Genomic DNA, 14,591 nt, shown 5'->3' with positions numbered 1-14,591 from the left:
GAGAAGCAAAATGGCAGTTGTTAAATGTAAACCAACTTCTCCGGGTCGTCGCCACGTAGTTAAAGTGGTTAACCCGGACCTTTACAAAGGTAAGCCTTACGCACCTCTTTTAGAGAAAAACTCTAAGTCAGGTGGTCGTAACAACACGGGTCGTATTACTGTTCGTCACGTTGGTGGTGGTCACAAGCATCACTATCGCGTAATTGACTTTAAGCGTACTAAAGACGGTATCCCTGCAAAAGTTGAGCGTTTGGAATATGATCCAAACCGTTCTGCTAACATCGCGTTAGTATTATATGCAGACGGCGAGCGTCGCTACATCTTAGCGCCGAAAGGCCTAAACGCTGGTGATTCAATCCAGTCAGGTGTAGATGCACCGATTAAAGTAGGTAACACGTTACCATTACGTAACACACCATTAGGTAGTGTTATTCACGCAATCGAACTTAAGCCAGGCAAAGGTGCTCAAATCGCTCGTGCAGCGGGTACTTACGCTCAGCTAGTTGCTAAAGATGGCGCTTATGTAACTTTACGTCTTCGTTCAGGCGAAATGCGTAAAATCGAAGCTGACTGTCGTGCAACTTTAGGTGAAATTGGCAACGCAGAACACATGCTTCGCTCATTGGGTAAAGCTGGTGCACAGCGTTGGAGAGGTGTTCGCCCAACTGTTCGTGGTGTTGCCATGAACCCAGTTGATCACCCGCACGGTGGTGGTGAAGGTAGAACTTCAGGTGGTCGTCACCCAGTTACACCTTGGGGTGTACCTACTAAGGGTTATAAGACTCGTAAGAACAAGCGTACTGACAAGTTCATCGTACGTCGTCGTACTAAGTAATTAGTACTTAATTAATTAAGAGGAATTACCATGCCACGTTCTCTCAAGAAAGGTCCTTTTATCGACCTACACTTGTTGACGAAGGTAGAGAAAGCGGTAGAAAGCGGGGAGAAAAAGCCAATTAAAACTTGGTCCCGTCGTTCAATGATCATCCCTAACATGATCGGATTGACTATCGCTGTCCATAATGGTCGTCAACACGTTCCTGTATTTGTTACTGAAGAAATGATCGGTCACAAATTAGGTGAATTTGCACCAACTCGTACTTATCGCGGCCACGCTGCTGATAAGAAAGCGAAGAAGAAGTAAGGGGAAGTTAAATGGAAGCTATTGCTAAACATAAATTTGCCCGTGGTTCTGCTCAAAAAGCACGTTTAGTTGTGGATCAAATCCGCGGCTTACACGTTGAGAAAGCACTTGAAATCTTAGAATTCAGCAACAAATCAGCTGCTGTTTTAGTTAAGAAAGTACTTAACTCAGCTATTGCTAACGCAGAGCACAACGAAGGTGCAGACATTGATGAATTATTCGTTAAAACAATTTTTGTTGACGATGGTCCGACAATGAAGCGTATTAAGCCTCGTGCGAAAGGTCGCGCGGATCGTATCCTTAAGCGTACAAGTCACATCACTGTGATTGTAGCTGATAGCTAGGAGATATTAGAATGGGTCAAAAAGTCCATCCAAATGGTATTCGCTTAGGTATCACTAAACCTTTCGCGTCTACTTGGTATGCAAGTAGCAAAGAATTTGCAGATAACTTACACGGCGATCACTTAGTTCGTGCATTTTTATCTGAAAAGCTTAAGCGTGCATCATTATCAAAAATCGTGATTGAGCGTCCTGCTAAATCTATCCGTGTAACTATTCACACTGCTCGTCCAGGTGTTGTTATCGGTAAGAAAGGCGAAGACGTAGAAAAATTACGTGTAAAAGTATCTAAAATTGCTGGTGTTCCTGCTCAAATTAACATTGCAGAAGTACGTAAGCCAGAAATGGATGCACAATTAGTTGCTGACAGCATCGCGAGCCAATTAGAGCGTCGTGTTATGTTCCGTCGTGCAATGAAGCGTGCAGTACAAAATGCTATGCGTTTAGGTGCTAAAGGTATCAAAGTAGAAGTTAGCGGTCGTTTAGGCGGCGCAGACATCGCTCGTTCTGAGTGGTATCGTGAAGGTCGTGTACCTCTTCACACATTGCGCGCTGATATCGATTACGCAATTGCACGTGCTGACACTACTTATGGTGTTATCGGTATTAAAGTGTGGATCTTCAAAGGTGAAGTTATCGGTGGTATGCCTGCACAGGTTGAAGCACCAGCTAAGCCTAAGAAAAGATCAAACCGTAAGAGCAAGTAGGGGATAAGTAATGTTACAACCAAAACGTACTAAATTCCGTAAGCAATTTAAATTGCGTAACCGTGGTCTTGCGAACACTGGTAGCACTGTAAGCTTCGGTACTTACGGCTTAAAATCAGTTGAACGTGGTCGTATGACTGCGCGTCAAATTGAAGCTGCTCGTCGTGCAATGACACGTCACGTTAAGCGTCAAGGTAAAATTTGGATCCGTGTATTCCCAGACAAGCCAATTACTAAGAAACCTCTTGAGGTTCGTATGGGTAAAGGTAAAGGTTCTGTAGAATATTGGGTATGTCAAATTCTACCAGGTCGTGTTCTTTATGAAATGGAAGGTGTTTCTGAAGATTTAGCTCGCGAAGCATTTGCTTTAGCTGCTGCTAAACTTCCGTTCAAAACAACCTTCGTAACTAGAACGGTGATGTAATGAAAGCTAGCGATTTAAGAGAAAAGAGCATTGAAGAGTTAAATGCTGAATTACTTGAGCTTCTTCGCGAACAGTTTAACTATCGCATGCAAGCAAGCACAGGTCAGTTAGCACAAACTCACTTGCTAAGAACGGTACGTCGCAATATTGCACGTGTGAAGACTATCATAACTGAGAAGGCTGGTAAGTAATGAGCGATAAAATTCGTACTCTACAAGGTCGCGTTGTCAGTGACAAAATGGATAAGTCTATCACTGTCCTGATCGAGCGTCGTGTTAAGCACCCTATCTACGGTAAATTCATTTCGCGTTCAACTAAGTTGAAAGCACACGATGAAGAAAACGTATGTAACTTGGGTGATATCGTAACTATTCGTGAATGCGCTCCAATTTCTAAGACTAAGTCTTGGACATTAGTAGACGTAGTTGAAAAAGCTTAATAGCTGATTTAACGTCACAATAAATACGTAGAAAAGGCTCTGCTAGCAATAGCAGGGCCTTTTTGTTTTTGGTTCTACATCACTTACTTCAGTTGGTGGTTGTCATTTTTGGTTTTGTGATGTTACTTTAAAGCTTATCTGTTTTGATCAACTTTTGATTATTGTTTAATAAGCGCTTCTATTTCAGTTTGATAGCTAACTTTTTTTGTCTCATTAAAACCAACATGTGAGCTCACAATGTTTCCTGCTTTATCAACGATAAAACTACTAGGCATGCCTTTTAATTTAAACGCTTTTGCGACTCTTCCTTTGGGATCATAAAATACTGGGAATGTCGCAGGTATTTCTTCAAGAAACGTCAACGCGTGGCTTTTATTGGCATCAAGATTGACGCTCAATACGGTAAAATCGGTATTTTTATACTTCGCCTGCATTTCGTTCATCCAAGGAAATGACTTTTTACATGGTATACACCAAGAGGCCCAAAAATCGACGTATATCACTTTCCCTTTGTTCGATTGAATCAGTGCATCAAACTCAGTTAATGTCTCATTCGCGTTAGTAACGAGACTAAAAACCAATAAAGTACCTACCATTAACTTTTTTAACATATTCCATAATCTCAATATAGGTTTGTGCACACTGGAATAGCTTATCAAATAGTTTAACAAAAGTGTGCGCATTTTGATGTTAGACATCTTTGATGTACTATGGATTTGATACGATGAAATTCGTATATCTTGTTTCCCTGTGTAACAAGATATAAAAATATTGGTATTCATCGCATTAATTAAGCAGTTAGTCGTAACGAAAACACTTACATTTGCTATATTACATATGCTGAAATTTCAAACAACAATCAAGTGGCTATTATGGATAAATCAATAATTATAAATGGTGAAAAATATCCGATTGATGTTGAGAGCGACATGCCGTTATTGTGGTTCTTACGCGATCATTTAGAAAAGACTGGTACTAAATTTGGCTGTGGTGCTGGTCTGTGTGGAGCTTGCACTGTGCACATAGACGGTGTTGCTACCAGAGCGTGCATAACACCTGTTGGCACTTTAGCGGGCAGAGCTATTACGACAATAGAGGGCTTATCTGAAAACGGTGATCACCCATTACAAAAAGCGTGGGTCGCTAACAACGTGCCACAATGTGGTTACTGTCAAGCTGGCCAAATTATGAATGCGGCTAGCTTTTTAAAGCAAAATCCAAATCCTTCTGCTGACGATATTGATAACGCCATGCAAGGAAATATCTGCCGATGCGGGACATATCAACGTATCAAAAAAGCGGTTGCTGAGGCGGCAGATGAGCTTGCCAAGGAGGTGTCATAATGACTATTGCCAATGTATCGCGCAGAGATTTTATTAAAACTTCCGGCCTCGCCACAGGTGGCTTAATCATTGGTGTCACTTTACCACCAATGGCTAGCGCATCAGACGCTCATGTCGACAATGCTACATTTAATCCTAATGCCTTTGTTCATTTACAAGATAACGGTGATTTACTGATCTATTGTGGGCGCTGTGAGATGGGACAAGGGATCAATACCGCTTTGCCAGCAGCGGTTGCTGATGAGATGGAAGCTGATTGGCAAAGAGTTACTGTTAGGCAAGCTGATGGCGATGAAGAGAAATACGGTCCACAGGGCACTGGTGGTTCCCGAAGTATCAACATTATGTTTGAACCGATGCGAAAGGCAGGAGCTTCGGCAAAATTAATGTTGATTGCTGCAGCAGCTAAAGTATGGAAGGTACCGCCTGAGGAGTGCCAGGCTGAAAATCACTTTGTTTATCATCAACCATCAGGCAAAAAATTGTCCTTTGGACAGTTAGCGAATATAGCAGCTACATTAGAAGTTCCAACTAAACCAACGTTAAAGTCAGTAGACGATTTTAAATATGTCGGTAAATTTATTCCTAACCAAAATATTCACCAAATAATCAAAGGCGAATTGACATACGGTGTTGATACCAAATTGCCAGGGCTCAAATATGCGAGTGTTGTCCATTGCCCTGTTTATGGCGGTAAACTTAAATCATTAGACAAAAGTGAAGCACTGGCTATTAAAGGTGTACTTGATGTTATCGTGATTGAGCGTTTGGAAATGCCTTTCGGCTCACTTGGTGGCGTTGCAGTCGTCGCAGACAACTCATGGACGGCACAAAAGGCAGCTAAATTACTAAAAATAGAGTGGGAAAGAGGGCCTCATGGCAGTTATGACACTAAGTCATATAAAGCTCAGCTAGTGAAGAACGTTGAATCGCCAGCAGAGCTTGTTTCTGAGAGAGGTGATGTTACTACTGGCCTAAAAAATGCCAGTAAGGTGGTTAAAGCCACGTATACCGGAGGGCACATCGCTCATTCCCCTATGGAGCCAAATGCCAGTGTTGTATGGGTGCAAAAAGACAGCTGTGAGGTTTGGGCTGCTACACAAGCACCAAAAGCAATTCAAGATACGCTGGCTGCATATCTAAAACGAGATGCAAAAGATATTCTTGTTCATGTCACAATGGCCGGTGGTGCTTTTGGACGTAAGTTTAAATGTGACTATGTACATGAAGCTGCCGTTATATCACAGCACATCAATGCTCCTGTTCAATTAACTTGGACGCGTGAGGAAGACATGCGCACGGGTTATTACCACTCGATTAGCGCTCAGCACATTGAAGCGGGGATTGATGAACACGGTGCTATTCAAGGGTGGTTACATCGAGTAGCGTTTCCAGCGATTGGTACTTTGTTTAACCCAGCGCAGCAACGCGCTGGCAAGGGAGAGCTCAGTGCGGTAGATAATTATCCGTACGGCATTGAAAATTTTCGTAGCGAAAGTGGTGAGGCGCCAGCCCATACCCGTATCGGTTGGTACCGTGCGGTTTATGCCATTTTTTATGGCTTTAGCTTTAGTTCATTTTCTGACGAATTGGCTTATGCTGCCAATAAAGATCCATTGAGCTATTTAAATCAGCTTTATGACGCAAATAATAATCCGGATCAGCAGGAACAAGCTAAACGTTCGAAGGCTGTGTTAAATCTAGTCGCAGAAAAAGCCAATTGGCACAATCGTGACAAGCTGCCTAAAAATCAAGGTATAGGTTTAGCGGTTCATTTTAGTTTTTCAACTTATGTGGCGATGGCTGTAAAGGTTGAAGTGAATGGTGAAGACATCAAGGTGCTGGAAGTTGATTGTGCGATTGATTGTGGTCAAGTACTTAATATCAATGGTGCCACGGCACAGATGGAAGGTGCTGTTGTGATGGGCATGGGTTTAGCACTACGCACAGAAATAACCTTCAGAGATGGTGCAGTGGTAAACTCTAACTTTCATGATTACCCAGTACTTCGCATCAACGAAATGCCTAAAGTTAATGTTCATATACATAACTCTGGCCATAAACCTACTGGACTTGGAGAACCTGGCGTAGCACCTTTTGCTCCCGCGTTAGGTAATGCTGTTTATGCTGCTTCTGGAAAACGTTACAGAGACTTACCATTTAAGCCAATGTCAATTTAGTTTTGATAAACACTAGCCCCTTAGCGGGGGCTTTTATCTATATTCAGTTAAACTCTAGTAAATATAATTTACGTATTCTTACAATATTCTAAACAGTTGATTACGATGTTTTACAACAAAACATAGTTACTGGCCTGACAACAATGTGTAGAATATTACAATTATTCAATGCTTATTTTTCAAACAGAGATTTTTAAAACATGAAAAGCGCTGTTGCTCTACTCATTGGTTTCATATCTTTATCGAGTTTTGCTCAAGAACAAGGGGTGGATTACGATCAGTGGCTAAAAGATAAGTTCAAAAAGCAACATGAACAACTTCTACCCGTAGTCGCCGTCGCTGATATGTTTTATGGTTGTAATTTGGAGCGAAAAATTGATGCAAGTAATCCGTCGGTTAAGCAGATGATAACTGTGATGGATCGACAAGCATTAGCCGACAAACTTAGAGAATGTTTAAAAGGCGAGCCACCTAACTCAGATACGGCATTAAACTTTGGATTAATAGGTTGCTTCCATGAGCAGTTAAAAGGGTTACCTGCTGAAGAGTTAAAAGTCAAAAAGAAGCTGGTAGTACAAGCGATAGCTAAGCTTTCAAAACAAGATAGACAAAAATCCTTTACTCATTGCGTGACTGATCAGGCAGTTTCTTATCTAAAGTAACTTTTACTGCTTTGTTACCCAGCTGACTAAAAGACTTAGGCAAAATATCTACACCAACCCATTTTCCTAATTTTATCGCCAAAGGTATGGTAATTGGTGCAAAAGGCAGCACCACAAATACCCCTAGCCCTAATCCCTTTAACAGATCAACAAATTGTTTGTTCGCCTGTTTCATCTCTTCAATCGTTGCTTGGCGTAAAGTATATCTACGATAAATGGCGAGCATTTCTTTCGTGCCATTTTTTTCTTGGGCAAGCGCATTTTTAATCAGCACTAACTGTCGCTTGAGCTTACTGAGATGCTGGCGACGAGAGATTGAAAGCACCCTGATAGGGGCTTTAAAAAAATGGGTCCAAATTTTCATGTCGCCATTCTACCCTGTTTTTCGTATGTTTTACTATCAGTTAAATATTACTCTTTTGTCATAAATTAAAATATTGGTGCTATACAGATGAAACCTTTGTATATGTGACGTGCTGAAATTCATATTTTAATAGTCACTAGTAACGATAACATGTTGAATTACTTCATCGTCATTTAATTCTATCGAAGATAAGCTGAGGGTAACTTACTAAAAACAATGGTTTAAATAATAAGCGTCCTAATGATGAAATATCATAATTTGTAACAAAACGAGGAAAAATGTCACATACTTCCTTTGTGAAATTTGCCAATATTGGCTTATAGTAGTCATCAGTCAAAAAATAAATTAAAGGTGATGTATGGGACAAGAAACACCTAAAGTGCTCGTGGTTGACGACGATATGCGTTTACGAGCTTTATTAGAGCGTTACCTTGTTGAACAAGGTTTTGTTGTTCGTAGTGCTGCAAATTCAGAGCAAATGGATCGTTTACTTGAGCGTGAAAATTTTCATTTGTTGGTCTTAGATCTCATGTTGCCCGGTGAAGATGGATTATCTATTTGCCGACGGTTACGTCAAACAAACAACGATATTCCAATTGTTATGTTAACGGCAAAAGGTGATGAAGTAGACCGAATCATCGGCCTTGAGTTAGGTGCCGATGATTATATGCCTAAGCCGTTTAACCCAAGAGAGTTATTAGCGCGTATAAAAGCAGTATTACGTAGAAGAGTAACAGAAGCGCCAGGTGCTCCATCACAAGAAGAAAATATTGTTGAATTTGGCGAGTACCGCTTAAACCTAGCAACTCGTGAAATGACTAAGGGCGATCTTAATATGCCATTAACGAGTGGTGAGTTTGCTGTATTAAAAGCTTTGATCACTCATCCAAGAGAGCCTCTTTCACGTGATAAGCTAATGAACTTAGCTAGAGGAAGGGATTATTCAGCGCTTGAACGCAGTATCGATGTACAAGTATCTCGCTTACGTAGAATGCTTGAGGAAGATCCCGCTAAGCCAAGGTATATTCAAACTGTTTGGGGGCTTGGTTATGTATTTGTTCCTGAAGGTAAGGCTGTTGCTTAAATCTATATGAGAATTTTGCCACGAAGTGCATTTGGGCAAACCATTTTATTGATTGGTGTCTTGTTACTGATCAATCAGGCTGTATCACTGATATCTATCATGATTTATATTGTTCAACCTAATTCAGATCAGGTTGAACAATTACTCGCCAAGCAGATCCGCGTCATGTTCATTGAAGTTGAGGAGCCTGCTGTCAGCACTAAAATGGTCAAGGCTTTCCAGAAAGAAACTGGAATTGGCGTCTATCTAGAAAAAGATGCCATGCAAGAAGGCTTAGATGGTGCTATTTACCGTGAAATGAGTTCACGTAATATGTCAGCGTTGCTAGGTGGACCTGCCGAAGTGCGTTTTACGCAAAGTGACGAGTTTCTATTTTGGATTCGCCCTCCACAAGCACCAGATCTTTGGGTAAAAATTCCACTCAATAGCCTAGAAGAAGCCAATTATACACCTTTGATTATTGTATTGATGATTCTTGGGGGATTAAGTGTAATTGGTGGATGGCTATTCGTCAGACAGTTAAATCGGCCATTACGAGCTTTGCAATCTGCTGCACATCAAGTCGGAAGAGGTGAGTTTCCTGAGCCACTTAGGGAACGTGGAACCACTGAAATAGTAGCAGTAACCCAAGCGTTTAATCATATGTCTAAAGGTATTAAGCAGCTTGAGGAAGACAGAAACCTGCTCATGGCTGGCATATCGCATGACCTTCGAACACCATTAACCAGAATTCGTTTAGCGACAGAAATGATGTCTCATGAAGATGAATTTTTAAAAGAAGGCATAGAAGGTGATATTGACGATATGAATACTATTATCGATCAATTCATCGACTATATTCGACAAGATGGTAAAGACAAAGCTGAACCAGCAGATGTAAATGTTTTAGTAAGTGAAGTGGTCAATGCAGAGTCAATTAATGAACGCATTATTACTTTTACTGCAGGGACGTTACCTGAAATTCCCATTCGCTATGTAGCAATAAAACGCGTAATGGCTAATTTAATCGAAAATGCGGTACGTTATTCTGAAGGAGACATACTTATTAGTACTGGATTAGATGCTAGTAAGCAGTTTGTAGAAATAACCGTTGACGACTCTGGGCCCGGTATTCCTGAAGCTGATATAGATAGGTTGTTTCAACCCTTTGTTCAAGGTGATAAAGCGAGGGGGGCAGAAGGAAGCGGTTTAGGCTTAGCAATTATCAAACGTATCGTTGATACACATGGTGGGCAAGTTCTGTTAAGTAACCGAGAGCAAGGGGGCTTGTCGGCGAAGGTTCGGCTTCCTGTGACTCGAATTTAATTGTTAAAAACAAAAAAACCGGACTAATGTCCGGTTTTTTAGTAATACTGTTTGTTAAAGTATTGGGCCAGCTTTTACTAAAGCTTTGCCGTTATCAGTATCTGTAAACTTATCAAAGTTGTTTACAAAGCGATTGGCTAAATCTACCGCTTTAGTGTGCCACTCAGCAGCTTCTTGGTAAGTATCACGAGGATCTAATATACCGTCTTCAACGCCTTCGATGTGCTTAGGAATATCTAAGTTAAACATAGGTAAAACGTGAGTTTCTGCATCATCAATAGAGCCATCCAATATTGCATCAATAATGGCTCGTGTCGCTTTAATTGAAATACGCTTACCGCTACCATTCCAACCTGTATTGACTAAGTAAGCTTCTGCACCAACAGCTTGCATGCGTTTGCGCAATACTTCAGCATACTGAGTTGGATGTAAACTTAAAAACGCTGCGCCAAAACAGCTAGAGAAAGTTGGTGTTGGTTCAGTAATTCCACGTTCTGTACCAGCTAGTTTTGCTGTAAAACCAGATAGGAAATAATACTCTGTCTGTTCAGGTGTTAACTTGGCAACAGGAGGTAAAACACCAAATGCATCAGCTGTTAAGAAAATCACTTTTTTAGCATGACCTGCACGTGAAATTGGCTTAACAATGTTGTCAATATGATGAATTGGGTAAGAAACACGTGTGTTTTCAGTTTTTGAGTTGTCGTCAAAATCAATTTTGCCGTTTTCGTCAACCGTTACGTTTTCCAATAAGGCATCACGACGGATTGCATTGTAAATATCAGGCTCGTTCTCTTTGCTCAAATTGATGGTTTTTGCATAACAACCACCTTCGAAGTTAAAAATACCATTGTCATCCCAGCCGTGCTCATCATCACCAATAAGTTCACGTTTTGGATCTGTTGAAAGAGTGGTTTTACCTGTACCAGAAAGACCAAAGAAAATAGCAACATCGCCTTCTTTACCAACGTTAGCGCTACAATGCATTGACGCTATGCCTTTCAATGGTAAAAGGTAGTTCATCATTGAGAACATACCTTTTTTCATTTCACCGCCGTACCAAGTACCGCCAATCAGCTGCATTTTTTCAGTTAAGTTAAATGCAACAAAGTTTTCAGAGTTAAGACCTTGTTCTTGCCACTTGTCGTTAGTCGTTTTAGCGCCGTTCATTACAACAAAATCTGGCTCGTAGCTTTCAAGTTCTTCATCCGTTGGGCGGATAAACATGTTTTTAACAAAGTGAGCCTGCCAAGCAACCTCTGTAATGAAGCGAACTTTTAAACGAGTATCTTCATTGGCACCACAGAAAGTATCAACTACAAAAAGACGTTGACCTGAAAGACGTGTAGTAACTAAACCTTTAAGGTGTGCCCAAGTTTCTTCGGACATTGGTTTGTTATCATTTTTACCTTGATCAGACCACCACACCGTATCACGTGTCGTGTTATCACGAACGATGTATTTATCTTTTGGAGAGCGGCCTGTAAAAATACCAGTATCTACTGAAACGGCACCTAATTCCGTTACAACACCTTTGTCATAGCCTTCTAGACTTGCTTTAGTTTCTTCTTCAAATAGCACATCATATGAAGGGTTATAAACCACTTCAGTTGTATCTGTAATGCCATATTGAGTTAAATCAATGGTTTTGTTCAAAGCAGTCATAGCAAGTTAGCTCCTGAAAGTATGACGTTATAATCAAAAAGTGTTCAAAAGTAGAATTCGGGCGCAATTTTAGGCGATTCTGAAACAAAACTAAAGGATTATTTCTTTCGATCTGAAAGTTTTCATAATAACTTTCATTTTTTAAGTGCCAAGCGCTAAAGATTTAAGAGAAAAATATAGCTTATTCTTGGCAGAGCTTGATTTTATTAGGGCAGCCAATATAGAAAAGTAATTGGAAATGTAGGAATTCATACAAAAAAAGCGATACATTATGTTTAATGTATCGCTTTTCTTTTAATCAAAGTGTCGAAACGAAAGAAACTTTTACCAGACAAAAAACATTTTGAATAACTGAAACGGTAAATTAGAAAATTTCGCTTAACTCAGAGGTTTTACTGTCGAAAATTTCATGACTATTGTCTTTGGTCACATATTCTGTTGGCGCTGTACCTAGTTTAAAAAACTCAAAAGTACTGCTTTTGTCTGTGCGTGTTGTCAGCTTACCGGTTGCCTTGTCTATACGAACTGAGACAACATCTTCTGGTTGCATAAACGGCTCATAAGGATACTGTTTTAGGGCAACATCCATAAACGAGATCCAAGCTGGCTGAGCTGATTTTGCACCAAACTCTTTACCAATGACCTGGTCTTTGCCTAAATTTTTGTTCCATGCTGTTTTTCCTAGGTTTCGAGACGGGTCATCAAAACCTATCCATGAGGTAGTAACTAAGCGCCTACTGTATCCTGAAAACCAAGCATCTTTAGCTTCGTTTGTAGTACCTGTTTTACCTGCAATATCACGACGTTCTAGTACTCGGCCTCTAAAGCCAGTGCCTTGCCAACCAGGTTTAATCGACCAGTCTGCTCCCCAAATTGCTTCGTTCAATGCCTGTGTTATTAAAAAAGCATTCTGTGGGCTAATGACTCGCTCTGCTTTTATGCGCGGAATTTCCTCTTTAAAATCGGATTGTTTGATAAGTTGGTTTGTCGGTTGAGTATCAGCAGTAAGTGTTGGATCATTTTCAAACTGGTTACACGGGTCGCACGCCATCTTAGGATTAGCTTGGTAAACAATATTGCCAAAACTATCTTCAATTCGTTCTACGATATAAGGCTCTACAAGAAAACCACCATTTGCAAAAGCGGCGAACCCAGTCGCTACTTCAAGTGGGGTTAAAGAGGCTGAACCTAGCGCCAATGATTCATCTTTAGGTAAGTCGCTTGGCGCAAAACCAAAACTAGCCAAGTGATTGACTACTTTGTCTAAGCCAACAGAGCGCAATAAACGCACAGCAACTACGTTTTTCGATTGGGCTAAAGCTCTTTTTACACGAATTTCTCCGCTATATTCTTCGGGCGAGTTTTTAGGGCGCCAAACCACGCCTGTGCTTCTATCCCACTGATTGATAGGTACGTCATTAACTAAAGAAGCCAAGGTAAAATTATTTTCTAACGCTGCAGAATAAACAAAAGGTTTTATATTTGAACCGACTTGGCGTTTAGCTTGAGTTACACGGTTAAATTGCGACTGTTTATAGCTAAAGCCACCAACAACTGCAAGCATAGCGCCGTCATCTGGCGACAGAGATACAAGAGCAGAGCTAGCTGATGGAAGTTGTGCAAGTCGATAGCCTTCACCTGATAGCGTCACATAGACCACATCGCCATATGAAACCACATCTGCTGCGGTTTCAGGAGCTGCACCTTGTTTATCGTCGGTAAAATATTCTCTGGCCCAAGACATTCCAGTCCAATCAATTGTTTGTTTTTCTAAATTTTCAAAAGTGACTTCTGCAGATTGCATATCTACTTTTGTGATCACGGCCGGAATAAGAGGGTCATAATGCTCGACTGTTTTAAGTGTGTTACTAATCTCTTCACTGGTGAGTGGATCAACCTCTTCTGCAGATTCGTCTTCCGTAATTTTACGTAACTGCTGGATTGGCCCTCGATAACCGTGGCGCTGATCGTATGCTAATAAATTATCAATAACTGCGGCTTTGGCAGCATTTTGTAGCGTGGAAGTAACCGTAGTAAATACTTTATAGCCACCTGTATACGCTTCTTCTGAACCGTACTTTTCAATTAGCTTTTGATGGGCAATTTCTGCAGCGTAAGGCGCGTCTAACTCAATTTCTGCGCCATGTTTTTGCGCAGTAATAGGGGCATTTTTTGCTGTTAGATATTCTTCTTGTGTTATGTAACCTGTGGCTAACATACGACCTAATACAACAGCTCTTCTTGCTTTAGCCCGCTCAGGATTACTGATTGGATTAAGAGTAGAAGGTGCCTTAGGTAAACCTGCTAAAACTGCAATTTGTGCTAAGGTCAAATCTTTGAGATCTTTGTTGTAATACACTTGTGCGGCAGCACCAAAACCAAAGGACCGATGTCCTAAAGGAATTTTATTAAGATACAGCTCTAAAATTTCGTCTTTTGTTAACAGATATTCAATATGAAAGGCTGTAAAAATTTCTCGAAGCTTACGGATATAGGTTTGCTCGCGGGTAAGGAAAAAGTTACGTGCAACCTGCATGGTGATTGTACTAGCGCCGCCTTTGTTTTGACCGATAATTTGGCCAAGTACAGCACGACTCATACCGATAGGGTCAACACCAAAATGAAGGTAAAAGCGATCATCTTCCGTGGCTAGAATTGCATCTATCAATTGTTGTGGCATTTCGTTTAATGGAAGAGGTAAACGTTTTTTTTCACCAAATTGGTTCATTAATCTTCCATCAGCGCTATAAATCATCATTGGCGTTTGCCAACGGACATTTTTTAACGACTGAACGCTTGGTAAATCGCTGCGTAGAGCAAGGTATAGGCCAATCAATAGCAAAACACCTGCAACAAAAGCAACGGTAACGAACTTAAACGTTTTCTTTAATGACAACAATGATCAAGACCCAATAAAAATTAGCAAAAATAGA

The 14,591-nt window shown here is 40.7% G+C and carries 16 protein-coding genes; 12 read left to right on the top strand and 4 right to left on the bottom strand.

Annotated elements, in window-relative coordinates:
- Positions 1–10: 10 nt before the first annotated feature.
- Genes rplB through rpsQ form a run of 7 tightly spaced genes read left to right on the top strand, consistent with a single transcriptional unit; the run spans position 11 to position 3,055 of the window.
- A complete protein-coding gene (gene rplB, locus IE199_RS07055; protein ID WP_189768631.1) occupies positions 11–835 on the top strand; it encodes a 50S ribosomal protein L2 in 825 nt (274 codons plus the stop codon).
- Positions 836–865: 30 nt separating this feature from the next.
- On the top strand, positions 866–1,144 hold the full coding sequence (rpsS, locus tag IE199_RS07050) for a 30S ribosomal protein S19 (protein ID WP_189768629.1): 279 nt from the start codon (positions 866–868) through the stop codon (positions 1,142–1,144).
- Positions 1,145–1,155: 11 nt separating this feature from the next.
- Positions 1,156–1,488 (top strand): 50S ribosomal protein L22, encoded by a 333-nt coding sequence (gene rplV / locus IE199_RS07045; RefSeq protein WP_189768627.1) that lies wholly within the window; start codon positions 1,156–1,158, stop codon positions 1,486–1,488.
- An 11-nt stretch (positions 1,489–1,499) separates the two neighbouring features.
- Positions 1,500–2,192 carry a 30S ribosomal protein S3 gene (gene rpsC / locus IE199_RS07040; protein ID WP_189768626.1) on the top strand — a complete coding sequence of 231 codons (693 nt, stop codon included), beginning with the start codon at positions 1,500–1,502 and terminating at the stop codon, positions 2,190–2,192.
- 10 nt (positions 2,193–2,202) lie between these two features.
- Positions 2,203–2,616 (top strand): 50S ribosomal protein L16, encoded by a 414-nt coding sequence (gene rplP / locus IE199_RS07035; RefSeq protein ID WP_189768624.1) that lies wholly within the window; start codon positions 2,203–2,205, stop codon positions 2,614–2,616.
- Entirely contained in the window at positions 2,616–2,807 is a 192-nt protein-coding gene (gene rpmC / locus IE199_RS07030) for a 50S ribosomal protein L29 (protein ID WP_189768622.1), read from the top strand. The genes rplP and rpmC overlap by 1 nt, the downstream gene beginning before the upstream one ends.
- On the top strand, positions 2,807–3,055 hold the full coding sequence (gene rpsQ / locus IE199_RS07025; RefSeq protein ID WP_189768620.1) for a 30S ribosomal protein S17: 249 nt from the start codon (positions 2,807–2,809) through the stop codon (positions 3,053–3,055). The genes rpmC and rpsQ overlap by 1 nt, the downstream gene beginning before the upstream one ends.
- Positions 3,056–3,213: 158 nt before the next feature.
- Here rpsQ and IE199_RS07020 read toward each other — a convergent pair whose 3' ends face one another.
- A complete protein-coding gene (locus IE199_RS07020) occupies positions 3,214–3,666 on the bottom strand; it encodes a TlpA disulfide reductase family protein (RefSeq protein WP_189768618.1) in 453 nt (150 codons plus the stop codon).
- 261 nt (positions 3,667–3,927) lie between these two features.
- On the opposite strand from IE199_RS07020, the gene IE199_RS07015 reads away from it, so the two are divergent.
- The 3 genes from IE199_RS07015 (at position 3,928) to IE199_RS07005 (ending at position 7,240) form a co-directional block, all read left to right on the top strand.
- Positions 3,928–4,398 (top strand): (2Fe-2S)-binding protein, encoded by a 471-nt coding sequence (locus IE199_RS07015; RefSeq protein ID WP_189768616.1) that lies wholly within the window; start codon positions 3,928–3,930, stop codon positions 4,396–4,398.
- Positions 4,398–6,578, top strand: a complete 2,181-nt coding sequence (locus tag IE199_RS07010) for a xanthine dehydrogenase family protein molybdopterin-binding subunit (protein WP_189768614.1) — start codon at positions 4,398–4,400, stop codon at positions 6,576–6,578. Before IE199_RS07015 ends, IE199_RS07010 begins: the two co-directional genes overlap by 1 nt.
- A 200-nt stretch (positions 6,579–6,778) precedes the next feature.
- On the top strand, positions 6,779–7,240 hold the full coding sequence (locus tag IE199_RS07005) for a hypothetical protein (protein WP_189768612.1): 462 nt from the start codon (positions 6,779–6,781) through the stop codon (positions 7,238–7,240).
- On the opposite strand, the gene IE199_RS07000 is transcribed toward IE199_RS07005, so the two are convergent.
- Complete coding sequence (locus tag IE199_RS07000) at positions 7,197–7,604, bottom strand: hypothetical protein (protein ID WP_189768611.1); 408 nt, start codon at positions 7,602–7,604, stop codon at positions 7,197–7,199. The two genes, IE199_RS07005 and IE199_RS07000, sit on opposite strands and share 44 nt — an antisense overlap.
- 358 nt (positions 7,605–7,962) lie before the next feature.
- Between IE199_RS07000 and ompR the strand changes: the two genes are divergently transcribed.
- Both ompR and envZ read left to right on the top strand, forming a co-directional pair.
- The gene (gene ompR, locus IE199_RS06995) at positions 7,963–8,688 is read left to right on the top strand and encodes an osmolarity response regulator transcription factor OmpR (protein WP_189768609.1); all 726 of its coding nucleotides are present in this window, start codon (positions 7,963–7,965) and stop codon (positions 8,686–8,688) included.
- 6 nt (positions 8,689–8,694) lie between these two features.
- A complete protein-coding gene (gene envZ, locus IE199_RS06990; protein ID WP_189768604.1) occupies positions 8,695–9,993 on the top strand; it encodes a two-component system sensor histidine kinase EnvZ in 1,299 nt (432 codons plus the stop codon).
- A 54-nt stretch (positions 9,994–10,047) separates the two neighbouring features.
- Here the strand turns inward: envZ and pckA are convergent, their stop codons facing one another.
- Together pckA and IE199_RS06980 are read right to left on the bottom strand one after the other, a co-directional pair.
- A complete protein-coding gene (gene pckA, locus IE199_RS06985; RefSeq protein WP_189768596.1) occupies positions 10,048–11,658 on the bottom strand; it encodes a phosphoenolpyruvate carboxykinase (ATP) in 1,611 nt (536 codons plus the stop codon).
- A gap of 364 nt (positions 11,659–12,022) precedes the next feature.
- Positions 12,023–14,557, bottom strand: a complete 2,535-nt coding sequence (locus IE199_RS06980) for a penicillin-binding protein 1A (RefSeq protein WP_189768594.1) — start codon at positions 14,555–14,557, stop codon at positions 12,023–12,025.
- Positions 14,558–14,591: the final 34 nt, after the last annotated feature.

Source organism: Thalassotalea marina (assembly GCF_014656435.1).
Taxonomy (GTDB): domain Bacteria; phylum Pseudomonadota; class Gammaproteobacteria; order Enterobacterales; family Alteromonadaceae; genus Thalassotalea_C; species Thalassotalea_C marina.
Note: the sequence above shows the minus strand (reverse complement) of the source record. Positions and strands in the feature narration are given on the sequence as shown.

Coding starts and splice junctions, on each gene's coding strand:
- rpmC (WP_189768622.1), top strand. CDS start 2,616: ATGAAAGCTAGCGATTTAAGAGAAAAGAGCATTGAAGAGTTAAATGCT.
- ompR (WP_189768609.1), top strand. CDS start 7,963: ATGGGACAAGAAACACCTAAAGTGCTCGTGGTTGACGACGATATGCGT.
- IE199_RS07010 (WP_189768614.1), top strand. CDS start 4,398: ATGACTATTGCCAATGTATCGCGCAGAGATTTTATTAAAACTTCCGGC.
- rplV (WP_189768627.1), top strand. CDS start 1,156: ATGGAAGCTATTGCTAAACATAAATTTGCCCGTGGTTCTGCTCAAAAA.
- rpsQ (WP_189768620.1), top strand. CDS start 2,807: ATGAGCGATAAAATTCGTACTCTACAAGGTCGCGTTGTCAGTGACAAA.
- envZ (WP_189768604.1), top strand. CDS start 8,695: ATGAGAATTTTGCCACGAAGTGCATTTGGGCAAACCATTTTATTGATT.
- rplP (WP_189768624.1), top strand. CDS start 2,203: ATGTTACAACCAAAACGTACTAAATTCCGTAAGCAATTTAAATTGCGT.
- IE199_RS07000 (WP_189768611.1), bottom strand. CDS start 7,604: ATGAAAATTTGGACCCATTTTTTTAAAGCCCCTATCAGGGTGCTTTCA.
- IE199_RS07015 (WP_189768616.1), top strand. CDS start 3,928: ATGGATAAATCAATAATTATAAATGGTGAAAAATATCCGATTGATGTT.
- rpsC (WP_189768626.1), top strand. CDS start 1,500: ATGGGTCAAAAAGTCCATCCAAATGGTATTCGCTTAGGTATCACTAAA.
- rpsS (WP_189768629.1), top strand. CDS start 866: ATGCCACGTTCTCTCAAGAAAGGTCCTTTTATCGACCTACACTTGTTG.
- rplB (WP_189768631.1), top strand. CDS start 11: ATGGCAGTTGTTAAATGTAAACCAACTTCTCCGGGTCGTCGCCACGTA.
- IE199_RS07020 (WP_189768618.1), bottom strand. CDS start 3,666: ATGTTAAAAAAGTTAATGGTAGGTACTTTATTGGTTTTTAGTCTCGTT.
- IE199_RS07005 (WP_189768612.1), top strand. CDS start 6,779: ATGAAAAGCGCTGTTGCTCTACTCATTGGTTTCATATCTTTATCGAGT.
- pckA (WP_189768596.1), bottom strand. CDS start 11,658: ATGACTGCTTTGAACAAAACCATTGATTTAACTCAATATGGCATTACA.